At 53.7% G+C, this 25201-nt stretch carries 17 protein-coding genes and 10 tRNA genes; 4 read left to right on the top strand and 23 right to left on the bottom strand.

The features are described 5' to 3' along the window. Positions 1–30: 30 nt before the first annotated feature. Positions 31–876 (top strand): SDR family oxidoreductase, encoded by an 846-nt coding sequence (locus H7C18_RS02710; RefSeq protein ID WP_185127472.1) that lies wholly within the window; start codon positions 31–33, stop codon positions 874–876. 197 nt (positions 877–1073) lie between these two features. Here H7C18_RS02710 and H7C18_RS02705 read toward each other — a convergent pair whose 3' ends face one another. The 6 genes from H7C18_RS02705 to H7C18_RS02680 form a co-directional block, all read right to left on the bottom strand. Further along, positions 1074–2375, bottom strand: coding sequence for a sulfatase family protein (locus H7C18_RS02705; protein WP_185127471.1), 1302 nt, complete (start codon positions 2373–2375; stop codon positions 1074–1076). 43 nt (positions 2376–2418) lie between these two features. Then, on the bottom strand, positions 2419–3300 hold the full coding sequence (locus H7C18_RS02700) for a carbohydrate ABC transporter permease (RefSeq protein ID WP_337912771.1): 882 nt from the start codon (positions 3298–3300) through the stop codon (positions 2419–2421). A gap of 12 nt (positions 3301–3312) precedes the next feature. Continuing rightward, on the bottom strand, positions 3313–4272 hold the full coding sequence (locus tag H7C18_RS02695) for an ABC transporter permease (protein ID WP_185127470.1): 960 nt from the start codon (positions 4270–4272) through the stop codon (positions 3313–3315). Between the two features lie 15 nt (positions 4273–4287). Next, on the bottom strand, positions 4288–5958 hold the full coding sequence (locus H7C18_RS02690) for an extracellular solute-binding protein (RefSeq protein WP_185127469.1): 1671 nt from the start codon (positions 5956–5958) through the stop codon (positions 4288–4290). Between the two features lie 186 nt (positions 5959–6144). Next, complete coding sequence (locus H7C18_RS02685) at positions 6145–8478, bottom strand: helix-turn-helix domain-containing protein (protein WP_185127468.1); 2334 nt, start codon at positions 8476–8478, stop codon at positions 6145–6147. 397 nt (positions 8479–8875) lie between these two features. Further along, entirely contained in the window at positions 8876–9538 is a 663-nt protein-coding gene (locus tag H7C18_RS02680; RefSeq protein WP_185127467.1) for an MBL fold metallo-hydrolase, read from the bottom strand. A 327-nt stretch (positions 9539–9865) separates the two neighbouring features. On the opposite strand from H7C18_RS02680, the gene H7C18_RS02675 reads away from it, so the two are divergent. Continuing rightward, positions 9866–10243, top strand: a complete 378-nt coding sequence (locus H7C18_RS02675) for a winged helix-turn-helix transcriptional regulator (RefSeq protein ID WP_185127466.1) — start codon at positions 9866–9868, stop codon at positions 10241–10243. A 333-nt stretch (positions 10244–10576) separates the two neighbouring features. Beyond that, entirely contained in the window at positions 10577–11638 is a 1062-nt protein-coding gene (locus H7C18_RS02670; protein ID WP_185127668.1) for an NADH:flavin oxidoreductase, read from the top strand. 330 nt (positions 11639–11968) lie between these two features. Here H7C18_RS02670 and glmS read toward each other — a convergent pair whose 3' ends face one another. The 7 genes from glmS to ppc all read right to left on the bottom strand — a co-directional run bounded on the left by glmS (position 11969) and on the right by ppc (position 22476). Continuing rightward, a complete protein-coding gene (gene glmS, locus H7C18_RS02665; protein ID WP_185127465.1) occupies positions 11969–13801 on the bottom strand; it encodes a glutamine--fructose-6-phosphate transaminase (isomerizing) in 1833 nt (610 codons plus the stop codon). Positions 13802–14392: 591 nt separating this feature from the next. Next, positions 14393–15733, bottom strand: coding sequence for a phosphoglucosamine mutase (gene glmM, locus H7C18_RS02660; protein ID WP_185127464.1), 1341 nt, complete (start codon positions 15731–15733; stop codon positions 14393–14395). Positions 15734–15781: 48 nt separating this feature from the next. Continuing rightward, positions 15782–17257 (bottom strand): CdaR family protein, encoded by a 1476-nt coding sequence (locus H7C18_RS02655; protein WP_185127463.1) that lies wholly within the window; start codon positions 17255–17257, stop codon positions 15782–15784. Further along, positions 17250–18080 carry a diadenylate cyclase CdaA gene (gene cdaA, locus H7C18_RS02650; RefSeq protein WP_185127462.1) on the bottom strand — a complete coding sequence of 277 codons (831 nt, stop codon included), beginning with the start codon at positions 18078–18080 and terminating at the stop codon, positions 17250–17252. The genes H7C18_RS02655 and cdaA overlap by 8 nt, the downstream gene beginning before the upstream one ends. Before the next feature lie 173 nt (positions 18081–18253). Continuing rightward, entirely contained in the window at positions 18254–18862 is a 609-nt protein-coding gene (locus H7C18_RS02645) for a zf-HC2 domain-containing protein (protein WP_185127461.1), read from the bottom strand. Positions 18863–18968: 106 nt separating this feature from the next. Continuing rightward, complete coding sequence (gene sigW, locus H7C18_RS02640) at positions 18969–19523, bottom strand: RNA polymerase sigma factor SigW (protein ID WP_420481832.1); 555 nt, start codon at positions 19521–19523, stop codon at positions 18969–18971. A 157-nt stretch (positions 19524–19680) separates the two neighbouring features. Beyond that, positions 19681–22476 carry a phosphoenolpyruvate carboxylase gene (gene ppc / locus H7C18_RS02635; RefSeq protein ID WP_238357426.1) on the bottom strand — a complete coding sequence of 932 codons (2796 nt, stop codon included), beginning with the start codon at positions 22474–22476 and terminating at the stop codon, positions 19681–19683. A gap of 226 nt (positions 22477–22702) precedes the next feature. Here ppc and H7C18_RS02630 point away from each other — a divergent pair, with 226 nt between their 5' ends. Then, the gene (locus H7C18_RS02630; RefSeq protein WP_185127458.1) at positions 22703–23842 is read left to right on the top strand and encodes a glycosyltransferase 87 family protein; all 1140 of its coding nucleotides are present in this window, start codon (positions 22703–22705) and stop codon (positions 23840–23842) included. A gap of 46 nt (positions 23843–23888) precedes the next feature. On the opposite strand, the gene H7C18_RS02625 is transcribed toward H7C18_RS02630, so the two are convergent. From H7C18_RS02625 to H7C18_RS02580, 10 genes are all read right to left on the bottom strand, one after another. Continuing rightward, a tRNA-Gly gene (locus H7C18_RS02625) sits at positions 23889–23962 on the bottom strand. 16 nt (positions 23963–23978) lie between these two features. Continuing rightward, positions 23979–24055, bottom strand: a tRNA-Pro gene (locus tag H7C18_RS02620). 20 nt (positions 24056–24075) lie between these two features. Next, a tRNA-Arg gene (locus H7C18_RS02615) sits at positions 24076–24152 on the bottom strand. Positions 24153–24155: 3 nt separating this feature from the next. Further along, positions 24156–24230: transfer RNA gene (locus tag H7C18_RS02610), tRNA-Gly, on the bottom strand. Positions 24231–24581: 351 nt separating this feature from the next. Beyond that, positions 24582–24664 (bottom strand) — tRNA-Leu (locus H7C18_RS02605). A gap of 16 nt (positions 24665–24680) precedes the next feature. Next, positions 24681–24756, bottom strand: a tRNA-Lys gene (locus H7C18_RS02600). A 7-nt stretch (positions 24757–24763) separates the two neighbouring features. Continuing rightward, positions 24764–24838: transfer RNA gene (locus H7C18_RS02595), tRNA-Gln, on the bottom strand. 14 nt (positions 24839–24852) lie between these two features. Next, positions 24853–24928, bottom strand: a tRNA-Val gene (locus H7C18_RS02590). A gap of 5 nt (positions 24929–24933) precedes the next feature. Next, positions 24934–25008, bottom strand: a tRNA-Glu gene (locus H7C18_RS02585). A 13-nt stretch (positions 25009–25021) separates the two neighbouring features. Beyond that, positions 25022–25097, bottom strand: a tRNA-Thr gene (locus H7C18_RS02580). Between the last annotated feature and the right edge of the window lie 104 nt (positions 25098–25201).

Genomic DNA, 25201 nt, shown 5'->3' with positions numbered 1-25201 from the left:
AGCAGTCAACTCTTGAAGGAGGATGTCATCATGCATGTTTTGGTTACAGGAGCAACAGGGTATGTCGGTTCCGCGGTCGTCCGGGAACTGATCGGCGCGGGGCATACGGTGACGGGACTTTGCCGTTCGGAAGAGAAAGCGGCGGGTTTAAAGGCGGCGGGAGCCGAAGCGCTCTACGGCACGCTGGACGATCTCGATACGCTGCGCAGCGGCGCGGCGGCTGCGGACGGCGTGATTCATCTGGCGTTCACCAACGATTTTTCCGACTTTGAAGGTGCGCTGGCTCTGGATTTACGGGCCGTCGAAGTCATGGGAGCGGCGCTTGAGGGCTCCGGAAAACCGTTCATTACCACGGCTCATGCCAATGGACATGCCGTGGATCATGCCGTGCTCGCAACGGCAGAACGGGGCGTTCGGGCATCGATCGTCTCTCTTGCACCGTCTGTGCACGGAGAAGGCGATAGGGGCTTTGTGCCCATGATGATCAACATCGCCCGGGCGAAGGGCTTCGCCGCCTATATCGGCGAAGGAACGAACCGCTGGCCGGCGGTTCACCGCCTGGATGCGGCGGTTCTATACCGTCTGGCGCTGGAATCCGCCCCGGCGGGCTCACGGCTGCTTGGCGCCGGCGATGAAGGCATTCCGCTCCGCGAGATCGCCTCGGTGATCGGACGGCAATTGAACGTGCCGGCGGTCAGCATCACATCGGAAGAAGCTGCCGACCATTTCGGCTTTCTTGGCCCTATTGCGGCCTTCGACATCACCAGCCTGTACAACACGGCGCAAGCGAGTCGGGCAACGCGGGAGCTTCTGGGCTGGGAACCGAAGCAGCCCGGACTGATCGCCGATCTCGAAGAAGGGCATTATTTTGCCTAAAAAAGAAGGGTGTGCCAAGAGCCTTTACGGCTTCTTGGAACACCCTCATGACCGACGAGCGTTTGCGTATCGATCAGATCCCTAAGTTTGCTGCGATACTTCTCAAGCGCAAGCTTCATCCTTTCTTTCAGGGCTTACGCGAATTCAGTTTATCGAATCGATTGCGGTATCCGTAGTGCGCACTAACAAAAGCTCAATTATTCATAATCCGCATCGCTCGGGCTGAGGGCCGACGGCTTATTGAGCCTCGCCCCTTCCGGCCGGGGAACAGGTCCCGACAGCAACGGATCGTCCGTTCTCTTCATCCATAGTTCCAATTCCCGCGAGAGATCGGACAATATGTCGGCATACCGGGGATCGTACGCCAAGTTGACTCGTTCCGGCGCATCTGTCAGAAGGTCAAACAATTGCCACTGCGGGCGGGCCTGCGGAAGATCCGAGCCTTCGATAATCGCCTTTTTGCTGTCCGAATCATCCATATTGGCCCAAACCCATCCATCCCGCTCGCCGTAATAGCGGATCAGCTTGTATCTTGCGTTCCGTATGCAGCGCATCGGCTCGTAAGCAGCGTGATAGTTCGTCTCCGCGAAAATAAACGCATTGACCTGCTCGGCGGCTCCTGTCAAAATCGGCAGCAGCGAGCGCCCCTGCAGCCCATCTGGGGGCGCCAGACCAGCCAACTCGCAGATCGTCGGAAACAGGTCGATTTGCGAGACCAGCGCATCCGTCGCCAGGCCCCGCATCGGATTGCCCGGGTATCGGATCATGAGGGCGACGCCGATCCCCGTATCATAAAGCGTTCCTTTCATGTAGGGAAACGCGATGCCGTGATCGGTCGTGAAAACAACGACGGTCTCCCCGGCGCATCCGGACGCCTCGATCGCCTCCATGACGATGCCGACGCATTGATCCACGATATCGATCGAAGTATGGTAACCCGCCATGTCGCCGCGATTGATCTCTGTATCCGCAAGCGGCGACGGCGGAAGAATATACGCCGGCCGATGCTTCGGAGAAGCGGGCGGGAACGGACGGTGTGTATTGAACATGCCGAACGACAGAAAGAAAGGTTTGTCGTGCTTCCTCTTGATAAATTCGGCGGCTTCCAGGGCATTGGCGTAATCCCGCATAGCCGGATCCTTGACGGACTGCGCGTTCAGCAACGTTTGGTAGCCCAGATCGGCGGCGTCCGCTGCCTCGTGCTGTATCCCGCTCAACGCGGTATCATAGCCGTTCCGCTTCAGAAAATTCGCCAAATGGCGATCGCTGTCCCGAAGTCGGAAGCCTCTATGCACCAGCCCGGTCATTCCGCAGGAATGGGGCGCCAAGCCCGTCAGCAAAGCCGCACGGCTCGGAGAACAGGTTGGCCCGGCGCAATACGCTTGGCGAAACAAGGCGCTCTCCGCTGCCAGCCTCATCAAGTTGGGAGTTGCGACACGATGTCCATAAGGCTCGATATAACGGCCCGTGTCGTGGGTGTTTATATAGATCAAGTTCATGTACGATTCCATTCCTTTCCTATAAAATCCGATTCCCGACCGTCTACCCCTTCAGTGCACCGATCATCACGCCTTTGACAAAATAGCGCTGGAGAAACGGATAAACAAACAAAATCGGAATCGTGGCAACGATAATCGTCGCATATTTGATCGTTTCTCCGACCGGCGTCTTGTTAACGGAGGATACGTCCGTCATCATCGTATCCGTGCTGTTCGACAACAGGATCTCTCTCAAAATCAATTGCAAGGGATACAGCTCCCGATCCCTTAGAAAGATCATGGCATTGAACCAAGAGTTCCAGTGGGCGACGCCATAATACAGAATCATTACCGCGATGATCGGACCCGACAGCGGCAGAATAACCCGTTGTAGTATCGTGAAATCGTTTGCACCATCAATCGTCGCCGACTCCTCCAGATCGACCGGGATCGAGAGAAACGAGGTCCTCATAATAATCAGATTCATCGTATTGATCGCGACTGGCAATAGTAAGGCCAGCCGGTTGTTCAGCAATCCGAGGTCCATTACGGTAAAATAGAGCGGAATCAACCCGCCGCTAAAGAACATTGTGAAGACGATAACAAGCGTAATGGCATTTTTCCAATAGAGATCTTTTCGGGACAAGGCATAAGCTCCGAGGATCGTCATTGCCAAATTCAGAACAGTGCCCGCCACAACATAGAGAAGCGTATTGAGATAGCTAATGTAAATCATCGGGTTATTCAAAACAAGCTTGTATGCCTCTATTGTAAAGCCTTGCGGATAGAGCAGCAATCCGGAATGTCGAACGAAAAGCGAGGGATCGCTGACGGAAGCAAAAGCGACATAAATCAGCGGGTATAAGGTAGCCGCCATTAACACGAACAAAACAGCGATATTGACCCCGTCAAACCATTTCTCTCCCCATGTTCTTCTAATTGCCACTACGTTCACCTCCTACCACAGACTTGTTTGTTTGGCCATCTTGCTTGCCCAATTGGCCAAGATCAGCAGCGTGAAATTGATAAGCGAATTAAACAGACCGACAGCTGCGCTATAGCCGTAATTCATCTCCAGCAGTCCTTTGCGGTAGACGAATGAGGAAATCACGTCAGCCGTTTCAAACGTATTCGGATTGTATAACAAAATAATTTTCTCGAAGCCGACATTCATCATGTGGCCGGTCTGCAGAATGAGCAAGATCATAATCGTCGGAGCGATTCCGGGAATGGTAATATGCCATATTTGCCGGAATCGTCCCGCTCCGTCCATTCGTGCCGCCTCGTACAGCTGCTGATCGATTCCGGACAACGCCGCAAGATAGATGATGCTGCCCCAGCCGACTTGCTGCCAGATGCTGGTGCTGACAAAGATCGTACGAAACCATTGAGGCAGCAGTAAAAAAGATTCCCGCGATCCGCCAAAAAAAGCGATCGCGTCATTGATGACGCCATCCTTGGCCAGAAAATCGGTCACAACTCCGCAAATGACCATAAGAGATATAAAGTGAGGCAAATAGGTGACGGTCTGAACGACCCTTTTGTACCATTTGTTCCGCAACTCGTTCAGCAGCAGCGCTAGCAGGATCGGCGCCGGGAACCCGAATATGAGCTCGTATATGCTGATCAGAAATGTATTGCGCAACACTCGAAAAAAATAGTAGCTTCGGAAAAAGTCCTGAAAGTTCTGGTATCCTACCCATTCGCTTCCGAGAATTCCTCGGGCAGGGCTGAAGTTCTTGAATGCGATAATCGCACCGTACATCGGCCAATAATGAAAAACAACATAAAATGCGACCACGGGTAAAAGCATGAAATAAATGAGCTTGCGTTTGGCGAAATCTTTTTTGATAGCCTGAAGTCTGGAAGTGCGGAATATCCCGCCCCGAACGTCGATGGGTGTAACCGGATTCTCCATATTCCTACTCCTTCGCTACTTTTTCTGATTGTACTGGTCCAGAGCATCCTGCATAATCCCAATCGCTTCTTCGATCCCCATGCGCTTCAGAGTCTCCACGCCTTCTTCATATTTGCTGACCGGCTCGATTCCCATGACGATTTTGTTGATCATTTCATCTTCGTAGGTCTGTACCTCGTTCATGATCGAGGCCAATCTGGCGCTGTCCTTCTCATCGGGAGAAATAAGCGGCAGCAGCAGCGAGGTGTCCGACTGTTCCCACGTTCCCACCGCATCTATCTGCTGCGGCAACGTCGTTGTAATCGCCCAATTGGCGTCCTTAACGCGCACTGTCGGCATCGCCACATGAGGAAGAGCGTATCGGGTAACGGCCTGGTCCATCGGCAGACCATCCGGGTTATGCGTCACGATGTCGGTAAACTGCGGCTTGCCGTCCTTCATGACGTAACTCTCGCCTTCGATCCCCCAGTTGATCAACTTGATCCCTTCGGGACCGTAGAGATAATCGAGCCATTTGACCGTTTCCTCGGGATGCTTATTATTCATACTGATTGCCGCTCCGGGACCCGGCACCGATTTAATGAAGTTATTTGTGTTCGTGTACGGCTTGCCGGCTGGGCCGATCGGAGCCGGTGCGCCAATCAAGTCGAATCCCTCGATATTGGGCTGCGCCAGTCCCAAATATCTGCCCATGTTTGCGGATAATGAGCCGATAAATGCGCCGCCTTTGTCGGAGGTAATCTTGGAATCCTTCATTTTCCCGTCGGTCGACGCGTACTCGGGATCGATCAGCCCTTCTTTATACCATTTTGCCATCGTTTCCAGAAAATCTTTGTATGCGGGTTCCATGGCTGAATATTTGATTTTACCGTCTTGCTGATAAAATCCGGTACTGGCATTTATCCCCCATGCGCCGCTGAAATTGCGGAAGTCGCCAGCCGAAGAAACGAACGGAATTTCGTCGGTCGGATCTCCGTTCCCGTTCGGATCTTTTTCCCGGAAAGCCTTGAGGGTCGTATACCATTCGTCTATCGTTTCCGGCACCTTCAGCCCCAGCTTGTCGAGCCAATCCTTTCGGATCTGAAAACCGTAGTTCACCCGAACGGCTGGATCGATCCACAACACCGGAAACATATAGATCGTTCCGTCATTCAAGGTAGCCATCTTGCGTACTTCCTCGTTCGTCTCAAGAATTTTCTTGAAGTTCGGCGCATACTTATCCACCAAATCGTTCAGCTTAAGAATCGATTTGTCTGCAATCGCTTTCGCCGCTCCGCCCGGTATAGACGGCCAATTGTAAAACACAATATCCGGCAAACTGTTGGAGGCCCGCATCAAATTGAGTTGATCTGTAGTTTGACCTACCGGCGGATGCTGGAAATCGATGTGAATGCCGGTTCGTTTCTCCATTTCCTGAAAAGCGGCGATTTCGTTATACGACTTCATCGTCGCGCCGACCTTCGAATCGAGATCGATAAAAAACTTCAACGTCAAATCTCCCTGCGAAATAGGAAGTCCCGCCGTTGCCGGACCGCTTTCGACTGCTTCCCCCTGATCGGCGTCTGTTGACGGTTCTGTGGTTGCAGCTCCCCCATTTCCCGCGTTATCGGAGTTGCTGCAGGCCGCCAGCATGAAGCCTGCCAGGGCAGTGCACAAGAATGCAGATGTCCATTTAGACCTTCTCACGTTTGATCCTTCCCCCCGTACGAATGATGTTCATGATGGATGCGGCACGTTCCGCATCTGCTTCCAGTCTACCTATTTGCCGCTGAAGTGAAATGGTTTATTCTTTGGAAGCATTCACACTTTTTTAGAATCGCCCTGTTCGCAAAAAAACACTTCCAGGCCACCCGCGCCCTGGAAGTGTGAACGTCAATCGGGCTCGAAACCGCCCTCTCTATATTGGCCGGGGGTAACCCCGTTCAGCTTCTTAAACACGCGGATCAGCGTTGCCGGGCTAGAGAACCCCGTTCGGCTGCAGATGTCGGATAAAGGCAACTTGCTTGTCCGAAGCAAACTCTTGACCTTTTCCAGTCGAGTCTTGTTTACAAACTCAATAAAGTTTTCACCGGTTTGCTGCTTGAAGAAATGCGACAAATACGAAGGATTCATATGCAGAAACGCCGCTACGCTCGACAAGCTCAAATTCGTGTCGGCTGTATGGTCATAGATGTATTCAATTATTTTCTCCTTTAATTCATCATTGTGGCTTTTCTTGTTTTCTGCCATATACAGACAAATCTTCCCGAAAATCGTGTGCAGCGTCGTTTGAATCTCTACCACCGTCGTACAACTCAAAATTTTGACGACCGGCTGGAAGTTGTCTCCGAACACTTTATTACTGTCAATGATCGTCTCCCCGAGCACCTTTAGCCCCGTACTGACAAGATGCATAAACATGCACTTCGCTTCTTCGATCGTCATGCTTGCTCCGCCATGATCCGAAAGGAACATTCCGTTCAGCAGTTCATTGACCTTCTCCATGTCTCCGGCTTTGACGCACTGCAAGATGCTGGCTTCGGTTTGCACCGGAAATGCGTAAAAGGGAACAGGCCGATCGGTTAATTCCGCAAATGCGGTAATGGAGCCTCTGCCTTTCACGATTCTATATTCCAGCGACTTTTTGCTTTCGCCGTATGACCTCGCCAATCCTTCAACCCCTTGATGCGTTCCGCCGATTCCAATCGTAATCAGAGTATGAAATTTCTGCTCTACGAACCTCTTTACCTGCTGACTGATTTCATACATCGATTCAAGATAATCCGGCGGCGTCTCCGTCATGTTGACAATAACCGCAAGCTCATCCCCGACCGTCTCAAATCCGTATGCCGTATAGGAACCTTTAAGCAATTCCTCATACGCATTCACAATGACAAAACGGATAATCGACTGTTGCTCATAGGTATCCGGAGATATCGATTTGCGGTAATGCTCAATGCCGATGTTCAAAACGGCATAAATATCGCCCTTGAAATGAATACCCAAGCTGCCGAGCGAGTCCTTTATACCGGCAACCATGACCTCATTTGCGTTCAATAGTCGGTTTAGCACGGTTACGCGCATAACCGGGCGCTGCATTTCAAATATCCCCTTCATTTTTGCGCTTTCGCCAACTGCCGCTTCCGCCGCGGATTCAATGAATGCCAACTCGTTATTCAGCCCGGAGAAATTCCCTTGAACCTTCAATTTGAGCTTATCGGCCAGTTGCTTGATCGGGATATAATTCCGCCTGGCCAAGTAAACCGACAGCAATCCGCCGAGCGCCAGTTCTACAAGCGTAATCACAATTGTCCAGTTTTTAATATAATTTACTTTTTTCAAAACAATATCGCTCGGAATGACGGAAACATATTTCCAGTTGTTTAGGGTAGATTGCGAATAGGAAACAATGATATTCTGGCCTTCATTTGTCCGGGTAAAGAAAAACCTTTTGCCATCTGCTCGGTTCCAATCGATTCCGCTCAGCCATTTTTCGTCGCCTACGCCAAAAATCGTCTGTCCGTTGCCGTCTATGACGTAAGCTGCCCCTTGATCAAGCATATCCGCATTCTGCAGAAAGGCCTCTAATTTATTCATGTCGATCTCGACAACCGCCGTTCCCAACGGCTCGTTTTTTTGATTTAATGGAAGCGAATTCAAATAGAGCAAATAGCGTTGGTTTTGAGCTGCTCCCGTTCCTTCGGCAGATCTGAACGTTTTATAACTGAAAAGCTGAAGCGAACTCACGATCTCGTCGACATTTGTGCCCATATAACTCGCTTCCTGACCGAAATACAATTCCGGCGTGTACTTTCCGGTAGGAGTCAATACCGCATCTGTCCCTCTGCAATAAACAAAGAGATTGCTGATGAAATCGTTCGTATTCATAAGTGTGGACAAGCTTCTGACCGCTCTCGACATGGCATACTGATCTCTAGGCGACATGGGGAGCTTGGAATGCAAAAAATCGAGAATGGTTTCGTCAAGAGACAAATTATTCATCAGCTGATCGACGCCGTATAAATAAGTGTCAAATACTTGACGGGTTTGGTCTAGTAACGATACGTTGTAAACCCCCATCTGCTCTTTTAATACAACTGCCGAATTTCTGTAACTAATAATTCCAAGCATAATGGGGATAAGCAAGATTACCAAATAGGAGAGAAAAAAAATGCGGAAAATACTTTTCGGTTTACGCTTCCCCCAATATCTCCAAAACCCTTTCATCGGTTGACCACCTTTAATCCGGGCTCACGACCTACATGCTGTTTAAGCGTCAAAATTGTACCCATCTTATACTCAGACTGTCCGCCTGTCTGGTAGTCGAGCACACTACTCACCTCTATCTCTATGTTAGATATGCCCACAGCACTATCAAAGTGCTGGAATCTGACCGGCTAAAGCGGTGGGTTTAGACCTGGCGCCTGGAAATTTTGATTCCAGTGCCACGCTCCCAACAAACGAAGAGCACCCGCACTAATGCAGCTGCTCTTCGTATTAGATACTCCTAGCCGTTTTTTCCTTTCGCATCTGCTTCCAGTATATCCGCTTGCCATTGAATTGAAATGGCCTTTTCTTTGGAAGCATACACACTTTTTTAGAATCGCCATCGCTGAATAGACTTTCAATCTCGATAACGTATCACATGATTTGTATACAATTCATCATTGTACAGAAGTTCTTGTCCATGCGAAGAGCTGAGTAGTGTGGGTTTAATTTCATCAATAATTGCGGCGCTATCGATGTTCTCGTTGACGTCAATGCTAAAACTTCTAATGGGTGGATGTAATTCCTCCTTACTTGTAATGAAGAGATCTCCTGTTAAAAGTACATTGTCCGTTGCATGATGATAGATGACATGCCCAGGAGAGTGCCCAGGTGTTAGATAGTACTGGATAGGCAGGTGGGCAATTGTTTGCTCCGTTAATGGCAGAACCCTATTGGCTACCCCTGTATTTTCAAGGGTATTGAAGTTCGGATAGGGTGCTTCTCCATTGATATAAATAAGTTCTTTCTGATGGGCATAAATAGGAATGTTAAACTTCTCTAACCACTTCGCAGCACCTTGAATATGATCGCTGTGGCCATGAGTAAGGAAAATTGCTTTGGGAGTACCAATAGCCGTGGCTGCCCTCATTTGAGCATCTACTAATCCTTCTAGACCTGTATCGATGATATAAACATCATCTTGGTCTTTAATTAACCAAGTATTAACGGGGATGCGGATAGGTTCAGTGACTACAGATTCGCATTTATATACATGTTCCGATAGTTGAATCAGGTTCACGATATGCACTTCCTTTTAGTAGGGTTTGGAATTTCTGATATCGTTTTTGATTGCATTAACAATTTTCAATGGCAATTTTACCAATGACTCTAGGCCAGCTCTGGGTTTTCAATAGGCAAATAACGATGCAAGCCAACAGCCTTCATTGTTTCCATAGTGCATTTCATCCTCTCGTCTAGTTTTTTAGAGTTGTTTAACGGTATAAAAAGGGGTGTTGGTTACCGTTATGTTCGGACTTCTGCTATAATAATGCGGTTAGTTACTTTGTGTAAGTACGCACAATTTTGTTGTATAGTGTACTTTCTTATACTAAATGGAGGCATATAAATGAAAAGCATCAATACGGAGTATCCATCTTGTCCCGACCCCCGCGGATGTCCGGTAGAAACCACATTAGAAGTGATTGGAGGCAAATGGAAGGGCATTATTTTATATCATTTACTATCGGGGACAAGGCGCTTTAATGAATTTCGCAGGTTAATGCCGGATATCACACAGCGAATGTTGACCCTTCAGCTTCGTGAATTAGAAGATGGCGGGGTAGTACACAGGGAGGTTTATAAAGAGGTTCCGCCAAGGGTTGAATATTCGTTAACGGAGTTCGGTCGTACCTTAGAACCAATCATTGATCTCATGAGAGACTGGGGGTTGAGGTACAACCAGGAGAATGCAAACAAAAGGGATATGTTAGTAAAAGCGGAGTAATAAATTACTTGCGCCCATTTCTTTAGATTGTTGATAATGACCACATTAAAGCCGCCCCGTGAGACTGGGCGGTTTTTTGTACTATCGTTCCTCCCGAAATCCATCTCGGTTAGTACCTTTTTTGATACTATACCACATTATTGTTTCTACTTACGATAATTAAGTATGTATTATATGATTGGTCCAGGAAGTTAATTATTTTAATTACAGAAGGGAAGTTTGAATCATGGCAATTGTGCTGTACATCATCGCCCCCCTTAATGAGCTCCAATTGAAATAGGACACAGCGATATGAAAAAGATTTCACAAAATACCACATTGTTGGAGGGAATCATGAATACAACTCAATCAGTTCAGGAATTGTTTAAACCTGTTGTCGTAGGAAATATGACACTGCAAAGCCGCATCGTGATGGCTCCGATGACACGCGCTTTTTCCCCTGAGGGCGTTCCAGGTTCGGATGTCGCTGCCTATTATCGGCGCAGGGCCGAGAATGGTGTAGGTCTTATTGTGACGGAGGGAACGGTTGTGAACCATCCGGATGCTCATCAGCAACCTGGCGTCAATTTGCCGCACTTTTATGGGGAAAAAGCACTGCTTGGGTGGTCAAAAGTTGTGGAAGAAGTTCATGCAGCGCAAGGTAAGATTATTCCGCAATTATTCCATGCGGGCAGCACAGATCCAAACCGTAACGTGACAGAGCTTACGGAAGCGGAGATTACGAAAATGATCGAAGCGTTCGCGCAGGCGGCAGCCGATGCCCAACGGCTCGGTTTTGACGGTATTGAAATCCAAGGAGCACATGGATTCCTGCTCGATCAATTTTTCTGGAAAAAAACGAATCAGCGCACTGACCGTTATGGCGGCGATATCGTAGCGCGGACACAGTTTGCTGTAGAGTTAATTGAGGCTTGCCGCCGGGCCGTCGGACCGGATTTTCCGATCGTGCTGAGACTGTCGCAATGGAAAACATCCGATTTTACGGCCAAGCTGGCTGAGACGCCCGAGCAACTCGCTCAATTTCTCACCCCGCTGGTTAGAGCCGGTGTGGACGTATTCCACTGCTCCACCCGCCGCTTCTGGGAGCCCGAATTTGACGGTTCTGATCTGAATCTGGCAGGTTGGGTCAAGAAGCTGACTGGCAAACCTACCATAACGGTTGGCTCGGTTGGGCTGGATAGTGACGTCATGACTTACTTAGGTGGAGGAAAAGGCTCAGGGGCAGAGATCTCCAGCATCGACAAACTGATGGAGAGACTGGCCCAGGAGGAATTTGATTTGGTATCCGTAGGGAGACCCTTGCTCGCTGATCCCGCTTGGGCAGTCAAGCTTCGCGATGGCCGATGGAACGAGTTAATACCGTTTACTTCAGAATCAGCTAATGTTTTGTACTAATAGCAGCTGCATGAGTTTCACGGGACTGACCCCCATTTCTGAGACAGGGATCAAAACACTTTATTTTACTAAGCAGCCAGTTGCCGCTCCAATGGAGCCTGCCCGGTTTAGTTGAACAAAGCCAGCCGATCTCTTCTGGCTGAGGCCTTTAAAAAGCCATTTACGCCGCATTATTAGACATGAACACCGCCGCTCAATAAATTTATTTACTACAATCTCAGTGACCAATCAAAATAAAAAAGGTTGTTCTGAATATCAGAACAACCTAATGGATTAGTTACAGTATTTATCTTTTAGTTACATTCATTCGCTCGGTTCACCCGTCCGCCTTTACTCCACCGTCACGCTCTTCGCCAGATTCCGCGGTTTATCCACGTCGTGGCCCAGCGCCAGCGAGGCGTAATAGGAAAGCAGTTGAAGCGGCACGACGGACAGGGCCGGCGTCAGCAGCGGGAGCGTGCGCGGGATGGCGAACTGGCTGTCGACCGACTTGGCGACTTCGGCTTCCTGGCCTTCGTTGTAGATGCCGAGCACGTTCGCTCCGCGTGCTTTCGTTTCTTTAATGTTGCTAATCGTTTTCTCGAACAGCTCTTCCTGCGTCAGCAAGGCGATGACCGGCACGCCTTCCTCGATCAGCGCCAGCGTTCCGTGCTTCAGCTCGCCGGCCGCATACGCTTCGGAATGGATGTACGAGATCTCCTTCAGCTTGAGCGATCCTTCCAGCGCCACGGCATAGTCCACGCCGCGCCCGATGAAGAACAGGCTGCGATTGTGCGCGATGGCATCGGCGATCTCCTTGATCGTCTCCGCCTGGGCCAGAATCCTCTCGACCTGCTCCGGCAGCGCCTGCATGGCCGCCAGCATGTTGGCCACGAACGCTTCGTCCCGCGTACCCAGCGTCTGGGCCAGATACAGCCCGAACAAGTAAAAAGCAATAAGCTGCGAGGTATACGCCTTCGTCGAAGCAACGGCGATCTCGGGACCGGCCAGCGTGACGATCGTGTCGTCCGCCTCGCGGGCTACCGAGCTGCCGACCACGTTGGTGATCGCCAGAACCCGGGCGCCGCAGCGCTTCGCTTCGCGCAAGGCGGCCAGCGTGTCGGCCGTCTCGCCGGACTGGCTGACGACGATGACGAGCGTATCCGGCGTAATGATCGGCGAGCGATAACGGTACTCCGAAGCGACGTCGGTCTCGACCGGAAGGCGGGCAAGCTGCTCGATGATCGTTTTGCCGACCATGCCGGCGTGCATCGCGGTTCCGCAAGCGACGATATGAACGCGGCGGAAGGCTCGAATCTGTTCCGGCGTCATGGACAGCTCGCTCAGCGTGACGGACTTTCCGTCCTCGCTCACTCGGCCGCGCATCGTGTCGCGGTACGCCTTCGGCTGCTCGTAGATTTCTTTGAGCATGAAGTGATCGTAGCCGCCTTTTTCCGCCGTCATCAAATCCCAATCGACGTGGAATACATCCTTCGAAATGAAGTTCCCTTCGATCGTCATCAATTCGACGCCGTCCCGCGTCAGCACCGCCATCTCTCCGTCGTTCAGGATGTAGATGTCGCGCGTATGCTCCAGAATCGCCGGGATGTCCGAAGCGATGAACTTCTCCCCGTTGCCGATGCCGATGATGAGCGGGCTGGCATAGCGAACCGCCACCAGACGGTCCGGCTCATGTTCCGTCAGCACGCCGAGCGCGAACGCTCCGCGCATCTTGCGTACGGCCTTCTGAACGGCCTTGACGATATCCCCTTCGTACAGTCCCGCAATCAGGTGCGAGATGACCTCCGTATCCGTCTCCGACACGAACCGGTGGCCCTGATGCATCAGCTCTTCCTTCAGTTCCAGATAATTCTCGATAATGCCGTTATGGACGACCGAAAACTTAAGCGAGTTGTCCGTATGCGGATGAGAGTTCACATCCGACGGCTTGCCGTGCGTCGCCCAGCGCGTGTGCCCGATCCCGACCGTTCCGCGCAGCGGCTCGCTCGTCAGCCGTCCTTCCAGATTGGCCAGCCGTCCGACCGTCTTCGTAATCTCCAACCCTTGATCGGTAAAAACCGCGATACCTGCCGAGTCGTACCCGCGATATTCCAACTTTTTCAGTCCTTCGAGCAAAATGGACTGAGACTGCCGATTTCCAATATATCCAACGATACCGCACATATTTAAATAGACCTCCGCTTCGGATTCGTAAATGAGTCCATGGAGTCCGAAGCCAAGCCGCAGCTGGCGATTGACCATATTCAACCAGTCCGCATGCGGCCTCGCTCGGCCCATAGGACTGTATAATTTCTCCCCCGAAAGTGACGCAATGCTACGATGCGCATTCCGATTCCTTTCGGGCTATTCATCGTACCGGAATATTGTCCGCCCGGTCGCCCTGAGCGATTTGTCTTCCGGCTGTCGGCCCCGATGCGGGCCGGGAGGTCCCCGCCGAACAATCCGAACACCTCCACCTCGTCAACTTGACTCCAGTTCAAGCCGTGATCGCCGTCGTCTGCAAGGTGAGCGTCCTGGAACCCTTTTACCCGTTCCGGTTCCCCGATCGCTCGGTCCTTTAACGTCCGATCCCGCCAACGAATGGCCGCCAAGTTCTGGCGCTTATGTGGCTTCCGTTTACGCTGCCCTGCCTCTCCTCTTTTGAATTATCTCCTATCATATTCGTTTTCACGACCTGTTGCAACCGCGGATGCGGTTATTTCCGAGGAAATGACAAAACCTCCGACCATTCGATGTCGGAGGCTTACGATTAAATTAGACCAATTCCTTGCGAATGACGTCCGCGATCGTCTCCACATGCTTTTCGATCTCGAAACGGTCCGGTCCTTCCGCCATAACGCGGATGAGCGCTTCCGTGCCCGACGGCCGCACCAGAACCCGTCCGTTGTCTCCGAGCGCATTCTCCGCCGTGGCGACCGCTTCCGCGATCGCAGGATTGCCGGGATAGCGGGATTTGTCCGCAACCCGCACGTTGACGAGCACTTGCGGATATTTGCGCATCAGCGTCTTCAGTTCGCTAAGCTTTCGCCCGGAATCCTTCAGCGTGTCCGCAAGCTGCAGGGCGGTCAAAATGCCGTCTCCGGTCGTATTATAATCGAGGAAAATAACGTGTCCCGACTGTTCCCCGCCCAGGTTGTAGCCGCCCCGAACCATCTCTTCCATGACGTACCGGTCCCCTACGGCGGTCCGCGCCGTCTTCAGCCCGATCTTTTCCGCCGCCTTGAAAAAGCCGATGTTGCTCATAACCGTCGTTACGACGGTATCTTGGTTCAGACGGCCGTCCCGCTTCATCGCGTCTCCGCAGATACACAGGACATAATCGCCGTCGACCTCGTCGCCGTTCTCGTCAATGGCGATCAGCCGATCCGCGTCGCCGTCGAAGGCCAGCCCCAGATCCGCGCCAAGCTCGACGACCTTCCGGGCCAGCATCTCCGGATGCGTGGAGCCGACGCCGTCGTTGATGTTCAACCCGTTCGGTTCCGCCCCGAGTGCGATGACTTCCGCCCCAAGCTCGCGGAATACGGCCGGAGCCAGCTCGTACGCGGCGCCGTGCGCGCAGTCGAGCACGACCTTCATTCCCGCCAGCGGATGCTTCACCGTCGTCTTCAGGAACTCCACATAACGATGCTTCGCTTCCGAATCGGTCGTCACCGTCCCGATCGCTCCGCCCGTCGGACGAGGAAGCTCATCCGTCTCGGCGTCCATCAGCCGCTCGATCTCCGCTTCCGTCTCGTCCAGCAGCTTAAAGCCGTCGCCGCCAAAAAACTTAATGCCGTTATCGTCCACCGGATTGTGCGAAGCCGAGATCATGACTCCGGCATCCGCCTTCAGCTCCCGGGTCAAATACGCTACGGCCGGCGTCGTGACGACGCCCAGCCGGACGACGTCCGCGCCGATCGACAAGAGGCCCGCGATCAGCGCACTCTCCAGCAAGGGACCGGAAATTCTCGTGTCCATGCCGATGACAACCTTCGGCCGCTCCGCGCGGCCTGCCAGCACGACACCGCCGCAGCGGCCGACTCGATAGGCCAACTCCGGCGTCAACTCTCGATTCGCGATCCCTCTGACGCCATCGGTTCCGAAATATTTTCCCATTGTATAGACTGCTCCTTCAACTGCATACTCTCCCTCCGTCGTATCGGATTACTCCGACGGCGGAGGTTGTTCGCTGCCCGATGGGGCATTATCGTTCGATGCGGAACCCGAGCCGGCGTTCGCACCGGAATTCGAACCCGAATTCGAATCCGTCTTCGGATCGGAATCCGTTCCGGGGTCCGTTACGGTCCCGCCGTTCTCGCTTCCCGTCTTGGTATCGGCGCTTCCGGACGCGGACGTGTCGCCCTGCACGATGTCCGTTTGACCGCTCCCGTCGGTCGGAGTGCCGTTTGCCGGCACGTCCGCGGAGATTTCCACGGTGATCGTCGTATTGCCGCCCGCTTGGTCGACGAACCGCGGCGAATTGACCACGATCGGAACCGTGTAAACGCCCGGACCTCGCCCGCTCAGATCCGCCACGACGTCCACGTCGCCCGGTTGGAGCGTATCGAGCACCGCCGGCGCGCCCTGCATGACAATGTCCACTTTCTCCGACGCCGGATCGGTTATCTTCGCGTGCAGCCCGTCCGCCAGCCCCTCGATCGTGACGGGAAGACCTTGGATCGTACGGGTCTGGGACAGCACGACTTCGACGTTCACCGCCACTTCCGTCGGAGAATACTCCGTAATGGAGTCGATCTGCTTAATCGGCACGGTCGCTTTCCCCGATTTGGTCAGCGTGCCGAGGTCCACGTCCGCCTCGGCGAACTCAATCTTGTCCAGCACGTCCTGCGGACCGTAAATCGTAAGCTGCTCGGTCTCCGGCTTGAACGAGGCGATGCTCAGCCCGGCCGGCATCTGGCCGATCAGCTTGAACTGGAGCGGAACCGTCTTGTAAGGGTTCGTGATCGGAACCTCGACTTCCAGCACCGCCGGATCCAGCACCGCTCCTTGGATCGGCTTGCCGTCGGCATCGTATGCCGCCAGTTTGACGCTCTTGCTCTTGATCGTTTTGCTCTCGCCTTCGACCGAGATGTTGGCGCCGACCGATTCGACCTTGGCCAGTTCGCTCGAAGGCAGGGTGACATGAACGCGGTTCGTCGGCCGCAGGATCGGGATTCCCGCTTTATATCCCTGAGCCGGCGTTCCTTTGGTCGTCACCGCCACTTCGAATTCCTTCGTCTGAAGCTCTTCCACGTTCACCGAGATCGTATCCGGCGTCATCGATACCAGATCGACGCCGCGCGGCAGCTCCGCCTGCACTTTCAGCGTATGCTGGCCTTCCGTCACGGTGCTTAAGTCGACCCGCAGACGGTAATCCTCCGTACTGGCCTTGAGCAGGTCGGAACGGGTTCCGCGAACCGTCAGCTTGACCGACTGCGGGGCCGCGTTCTTCAGAACGTAATTGCGTTCGTTCAATCCGTACGTCTCGACTTTAACGGCGCTAAACGTCTTCGTCTCCAGCGAGGAAGTGACGGAAGCCGCGGGCTGGGTATCGTCGAAGTGGACGACCGCCCAGAGGATGATGCCCAGCGTCAGCGCGACCAGCTTCATAACCGTCGGATGGCTGAGCCATTTATCCATGGCCGTCACCTTCTTTCCGCTTCCAGAACGCCCAATCTCTTCCTTTTGCCCTCTGGTTCGGACGCAGCTCCTCGAACAGCTTGGAGATCAAAGACTCTTCCTTGATGTCGCGGACGATCTGCCCGTTCATCGCCAGAGAGACTTGTCCCGTCTCCTCGGAGACGACGACGGAGATCGCGTCGCACACCTCGCTGACGCCGATCGCCGCGCGATGCCGCGTTCCCAGCTCTTTGCTGATAAACGGGTTTTCGGACAGCGGCAAATAACAGCCCGCGGCCATGATATGCGTCTCCCGGACGATGACCGCTCCGTCGTGAAGCGGCGTGTTCGGGATAAAAATATTGATCAGCAGCTCCGAGCTGATCCGAGACTCCATCTTGATGCCGGACTCAATATAATCGTTGATCCCGGTCTTGCGCTCGAATACGATCAGTGCGCCGATCTTGCGCCGGGACAAGTAGTTAACAGCCTTAATGAGCTCGCCTATCGTCTGGCTGATATCCTGTTCGGCAGCCGTTCGGCTGAACAGCTTGCCTCTGCCTAGCTGCTCCAGCGCCCGACGAAGCTCCGGCTGGAAGATGATCACGACCGTCACGATTCCCCAAGAGAACATCTGATTCATCAGCCACTTGAGCGTGTACAGGTTCAGCCACGTAGCGAGCGCCCATGTGACGATAATCAAAAAGATTCCTTTAAGAAGCTGGACAGCGCGAGTCCCTTGGACAAGCTGGAACAGCTTATAAATGATGTAGCTGACGATCGAGATGTCGGCGATATCTTTGATGGCGCTTTGCCATGTCAACGATTGAAAGTAACCTTCCAAGACGCACCCCCTGTTTGGCGTCTCGACCGGGTTTTCCCGATTCTTGTCAGATTGCGCTTAGTTTACATCTTTATTCAGTTCTCTACTCCCGCTTCGAAATCCTCTCGAAAGGAAAAAAAACCTCCCAAAGTCCCAGGGAGGCCGCCCCCTCGCGAAATTGGGCCCCATTCGCTTCAGGATCCGTAAGCGATCGTGTCGAACCAAGAAGTAACCTTATACCAAGCCCAGTCGACGGCGCGATCGATCGTCTTGACCTTGCCCGCGATATGCGCGGTGGATGCCAGCGTTACGTTGCCGTCGATCACCGTCAAGTTCCCCTGAACGTCGCCCATTACCTGCGCGACGCCGTTCTCGACCGTAAGATCGCCGGCTACCTGCTGCCCGGCCGGCACGATGACAGTATGGCCTTGAATGACCACGTGATCCAGATCGCCTCGAACGGTAAGCTGCTGGTTCTGGTTCCACATGGCGACGAAGCTGGACACCATGACGACAATGAACATTGCAGCCGCGGACATCGCCGGATGCCTTCTCACCCAAGTTGTCCATGCGCGAGGATTCCGCGACTTCGGCAGCGACTTCATAATTCGGTATGTCAGATCGTCCGGCGTCTTCTCCGAGGCCAAGGTTCGCATGAGCGCATCGGTCTTCTCCAGCGCTTCCAGCCTGGTCCGGCATTCGGCGCAGGAAGCCAGGTGCTTCTGCAGCTCCAGCGTCTGCTCCCGGGGAAGCTCGCGATCCAGATAATCGTGCATATATGCGATGGCGGCTTTGCATTCCATGTTTAATGCCATCCCCTTCTGCATCGGAGCTCATACTCCGTAGCGATTGCTTCTATAATGTACGCTGCGGAATCGTTGCGGTTTCAAGCGATGTGCCCTTATTTCGTCAAAGCTTGTTCTCCAATTTCTTCCGCATAAATTCGCGTCCCCGATGCACCCGGGTCTTGATGGTCGTCACCGGCAAGTCCAGCACATCCGAAATCTCTTGCAGCGACAAGTCCTGCAAGTAGCGCAAAATCATGACGGACTTGTACTTGACCGGCAGCGTCTCGATCGCGTCGCGAATGAGGCGCTGCGTCTCCGACAGGATCACTTCGCTCTCCGGCGTCCGTTCGTCGCTCGGCAGCATCGCATATCCGTCCAACCCTTCATGGTCGGTCTCCGCGTCGAGCGAGTAGACCGGACGCCGCTTGCGCAGCCGATCGATGCACAGATTCGTCGCGATTCGGTAAATCCAAGTGGAGAACTTCTGGTTCTCGTCGTACCGGTCCAGATGTTTGTACACCCGAAGGAAGCTCTCCTGAACGACGTCTTCCGCCTCCTGACGGTTGTTCATCATCCGGTAAGCCAAATGGTACAGCTTGTCCTTGTACAAATCCACGATCTCCGCGAACGCCCGCTGGTCTCCCTTCCGGGCCAACCTCGCGAGCCGCGTCTCTATTGGCTTCACCGTCCATCCTCCGATAACGAAACGCATTCTCCTAGTAAAATGGTAATCGACGATCGGCCAAAAAGCAAGAAGGGCGCCCTCTCGGGCTTATCCAGCCCCGGGCACCCCTTCGCTCGGACTTCGTATAGGCAAAGCCTCTGCCGTCCGATCAGCCGGTATTCCGCATCCCCGCCGCAACTCCGTTGATCGTCAGAAGTACCTCGCGCAGCAGCTCCGGATCGTCCTCGCCGGCCGAACGCTTCGCCCGAAGTTCGGTCAGCAGCTGGACCTGCAGATAGCTCAGAGGATCGACATACGGGTTGCGCAGGCGAATCGATTCCTGGATGACCGGAACGTTGTCCAGAATGTCGTCTTGACCCGTGATCGCCAGAATCGTTTTCTTCGTCAGCTCGAACTCTTCTTCGATCAGCGCGAAGATCCGCTTGCGAATCTCCTCGTCCTTGATCATGTCAGAGTACTTGCGGGCGATGATCAAATCCGATTTGGCCAAAGCCATCTGCAGATTGTCGATCAGCGAGCGGAAGAACGAATAATCGCGATACATTCCGCGCAGCGTCTCCAGCTTCGCGTTGTCGCCGCCGATATAACGGTCGAACGCCGTCCCCGCCGCGTACCATGCCGGCAGCAAGTACCGGCTCTGCGTCCAGGAGAACACCCACGGAATGGCCCGCAAGTCTTCGAACCGTTCGCTGTTCTTGCGCTTCGAAGGACGGGAGCCGATGTTGAGTTCCCCTACTTCCGACAGCGGAGTCGACTCCTTGAAGAACGTCAGGAAGCCCGGATCGCGGAAAATAAGATCCTGATACTTCGTGAGAGCCGTCTCGGAAATGCCGGGCATGATCCGTTCCCAATCCGCTTCCGAATCCGCGTGTCCTTCTTCGGGATGTCGCGACATGTAAGCGGCTTTGACGAGGGCGCTCGTCGCCTGCTCCAGGCTCCGGTACGCGATACCCTGCATCGAATAGCGGGACGTCAGCACTTCGCCCTGCTCCGTAATCTTGATGCCTCCGCCGATCGTATGCGGCGGCTGGGCCAGAATGCTGCGGTTCAGCGGCATGCCGCCGCGTCCCAGCGCTCCCCCGCGCCCGTGGAAGAATTTCAGGCGAACGCCGTATTCTTTGGCGATACCCGTCAGCTTGTTCATGGCGACGCGCAGTTCCCAGTTGGCCGTCACCATGCCGCCATCCTTGTTGCTGTCCGAATAGCCGAGCATGATCTCGTGCTGATCGCCCATCGACGCCAGCGTCTCGCGGTAGATCGGAAGCTCGAACAGCGTCTTCATAATCTCCGGCGCCGCATGCAGGTCGTCGATCGTCTCGAACAGCGGAACCGACTGCAGCGTGCTGACGATCGAGCCGTCCCGGGTCCGACGGTACAAACCGGCTTCTTTCGCGAACACCATTACTTCCAGCATGTCGCTGGCGCCTTGGGTCATGCTGATCAAGTAGGTGCGGATGCATTCGCGGCCGAACTCCTGCTGCGCCCGGAAGATCGTCCGGTAGACGTTCAGGATTTCCTTCGTGCCGTCCGTCAGGTTCGCGTTCTCGTGCAGCAGCGGGCGCGAATCTTCCAGCAGGCCGCCCAACAGCTCGATCTTCTCCTCTTCGGACAGCGCGGCGTAGTCGCTGACGACACCCGCCTTCGCGAGCACTTCCTTCATCGCGTTCTCGTGCTCCTGGCTATGCTGGCGCACGTCCAGCGCGGCCAGATGGAAGCCGAACAGCTCGGCTTGGCGGATGAGCTTCTTCAGGTACGTGTCCGCCACGAAATCCGCAAAATGATGGCGCAGGCTGCGGTCGATCAACAGAAGGTCGGCTACGAATTCCGAAGCGTCGTTGTAGCTTTGCTTCGTGCCCTTGAACAGCTCGCTGCGCACGTTCTGCAGCTTCTGGATCATATAGGTCAGCTTGATGCGGTAAGGTTCCTTCTCGTTCGTCCAAGGCTCGACCGACTTCAGTTCCACGTTGGCGCGATCCTGTTCGATCGACTCCATCAGTTCGGGCTTCACTTCCACGATGCTGGTGCTGAAGCTCATCTTGCGCATCAGCTGCCGCAGCAGCGTCTCGTATTTATAAATCGCCAATCCCCGCTGGATGTTCAGCGTCCGCCAAGTTACGTCGGCCGTAACCGAAGGATTGCCGTCACGGTCTCCCCCGATCCAGGAACCGAAGCGCAAATACGTCGGCACGTGCCAGCTCTGTTCCGGATAATATTTGCCCAGGCAGCGCTCCAACTCGTCATACACATCCGGCAGTACGTCAAACAGCGTTTCGTTGAAAAAGTACATTCCGTTGCGCACTTCGTCGATAACGGTCGGCTTGCGGTTGCGCAGCTCGTCCGTTTGCCAGAGCGTCAGCACTTCGTTGCGAAGCTGATCGCACAGCTTCTCCCGCTCGCGGTACGTGAGCGAGGGGTTGTCGAGCTCCATCATCTCGTCGGCAATCCGCTTATGAATGTCCAGCACGGCGCGGCGCATCGCTTCCGTCGGATGGGCAGTCATGACCAGCTCCAGCGAGATGCCTTGGATCAGCTCTTGAACTTCTTCAAGCGGCAAATTCTTATCCTTCAGCCCTTGAATCGCGCTCTCGATGGAGCCGGGCTGCACGGCCTCGCCCGTCGACCGCTCGTAATCGCGCTTACGGCGGATCCGGTGGTTCTGCTCGGCGATATTGACCAACTGGAAATAAGTCGCGAACGCGCGAATAACCTGGTGCCGGATGTCCGGAGCCAAGTGATTGATGGCGTTCAGAAATTCGTCGTACAGCTTGGGATCGAAGTCCGCGCGGAGGGATTTGCTCGTCTCGCGAATTTTCTCTACATGATCCAGAAGCTCCCGGCCGCCTTGATGAACCAGCACTTCGCCCAGAATATTGCCCAAAAAACGAACGTCGCGGCGAAGCAGGTGGTTCGAAGACGGAATGCTCGTATTGGCCAGTTCAGTCAACTCTCTCACCCCACATGTTGCATTTCGATCGAAAAATGCCCTGTTTTTTATCATACTACAAATAACCTCGAAAATCTTCCCCCTAAACGAATTCGTTGTCGAACGGAACGGATTACCAATCCCATCGGCACTTTACCTCGTCTAAAATTATGATACAATTTGTATCAATCACCTGTTATAATGAAGCAGGTATAATCCGGTTCACGCCCCAAGGAGGGGATTCGGGATGAGAAGCTTGCAGGTTCATCATTCGAAAAATCGTTCCCGCGCCATCGCCAAGCCGGACGGCGGCAAACGCATTCAAGCATTTTGCTTGCTCGGCCTCGGTCTTCTCGCCGCCGCGCTCGCGTTTCTGCTGCATCCTGCCGCACAGGAGATCTCTAACCCCCTCGCCCATCGATTGGAACCGTCTCCGGCCTTGACGGCAGCTTTCTCATGGCTCCATTTGCTTCCGTCCCGGCAAATCACCATATGGCAAAGTCTCCTGGCCGCAACGGCTTACGCAGGGGCACTATGGCTCTGGAGCGACATCTTGTACAAAGGCGAGCGCCGTTCGTCCCGTCTCGTACTGCTGATCTTCGGAGCGATGTTTGCCCCCTTCGCGGAAAGCTTTCGACTCGGAACGTTGGATTCGCTGCTCCTGCTTCTTCTTGGACTTTCGTTCCGTTTGCGCGAGCGCGGACACACCAAGCGCGCAGCTATCGCGCTGGCGCTCGCGATTCATCTGTTTATCGTTCCGCTGCTGGTTCTCTTGACAAGCGGAAGGCTGCGCCGGGACGCTTATGTTCGGCATGCTTTTTTCTTCACCGCTTTGCTAACCCCCGTCGCCGTTCTGGCGTACGGCCAGGGAGCATACACCCGCTTTGCCTCCCGACTCCAAGCCGATTCGCTCACGGCATTCTGGACGCTTCCCGGCCTCTCCGCTGCGGCACCGTTCGCCTTGCTATCGGTTACGATGCTGCTTTTGGCGATCCTGATCTGGGATACGCGTCGTCTAACCCGTCACTTGGGGAGACGGCTTTCGTATTCGCTGATGTGCTTGCTCCTTCTCCTCGTTCTCCCGCCGTTCAGCTCCGTCCCTTTCTTGGCGGCCATGCCGCTTTACTTGGCTTTCATCGGCATTTTTACGGAGAAGTATAACGACGCCAACGCCGCTTTGCGCATCGGTCCCGCCGAATTTTGGGGTTTGTCCTGCTTCTTCCTGTCGCTCCCGTTCGCTGCAGCGGTTCCAGCCTTGTCCATCCCGCTGCTTCTGATGACAATGATCGTTCTCGTCCGGAAGCTCCGCCTCACGCAGCGGCGCAAAACCGTCCCGATCGCCGACTACCGGCTGAACCGCAACCGTCAGCAAGTTCGTGCCAAATAAACAACAAAAAAAGCCTTGTAATCAAGACTTTCGATTGTACGCGATATGGAGCGGGTGATGGGAATCGAACCCACGCTACCAGCTTGGAAGGCTGGAGTTCTACCATTGAACTACACCCGCATATATGGGACAATAATGGTCGGGACGACACGATTCGAACATGCGACCCCCTGGTCCCAAACCAGGTGCTCTACCAAGCTGAGCTACGTCCCGTGAACAATTGCTTAACTGAATGGCGCGCCCTGAGAGATTCGAACTCCCGGCCTTTAGATTCGTAGTCTAACGCTCTATCCAGCTGAGCTAAGGGCGCATATGGAGCGGAAAACGGGATTCGAACCCGCGACCTTCTCGTTGGCAACGAGATGCTCTACCACTGAGCTATTTCCGCATAGGTTGCTTATTGTTTATCCGCTGGCGTTTCCGCGTTACCGTCTCGACAGCGACTCATTTATAATAACAGGTTCTTGAGACAAATGCAACATCTTTTTTTCGTTTTTTTGCTTTCGGCCGAAAATTCCATGGTAGATGGGGCTCACGTGCCTCAACGCCTCCGGGGTATCCGCTGCATATTCACGCGTTGCAATGAAGCCGGCCAACGTTAACCGTGCTGGGATCGCATCAAGCTACCACGAAGCTCCGCTTTGCTTCCGTTCCGAAACGATGATTGTGGTTTACTGCATCGTTTGAAAACAAAAACCCTTAAGACCGTTTGGATCTTAAGGGCCTTTCGCTTCGAAGTTGGTGCGCGTGGAGGGACTTGAACCCCCACGGTTGCCCGCCAGATCCTAAGTCTGGTGCGTCTGCCAATTCCGCCACACGCGCATGGGCAATACAAAAATGGTGAGCCATGAAGGACTCGAACCTTCGACACCCTGATTAAAAGTCAGGTGCTCTACCAACTGAGCTAATGGCTCCTATAGCTGGCTGGGGATCTAGGATTCGAACCTAGGAATGACGGAGTCAAAGTCCGTTGCCTTACCGCTTGGCTAATCCCCAGCGATAAGATGGAATGGTGGAGGCTGAGGGGATCGAACCCCCGACCCTCTGCTTGTAAGGCAGATGCTCTCCCAGCTGAGCTAAGCCTCCATAAATGGTGACCCGTGGGGGAATCGAACCCCCGTTACCTCCGTGAAAGGGAGGTGTCTTAACCGCTTGACCAACGGGCCGTTTAAGAAAAAGTGGAGCTCTCAACCGGGATCGAACCGGTGACCTCATCCTTACCATGGATGCACTCTACCTACTGAGCTATGAGAGCATATCAGGCTTGCGCCTTGCCCGATGTCTTCTTTCCCTTTAACAAGCAAAGAAGAATCGACCTTGATAACCGGATACGAAACGTTAGCGATTGTATTCATCCGT

It is taken from the genome of Cohnella zeiphila (assembly GCF_014212055.1).
GTDB classification, from domain to species: Bacteria; Bacillota; Bacilli; order Paenibacillales; family Paenibacillaceae; genus Cohnella; species Cohnella zeiphila.
Note: the sequence above shows the minus strand (reverse complement) of the source record. Positions and strands in the feature narration are given on the sequence as shown.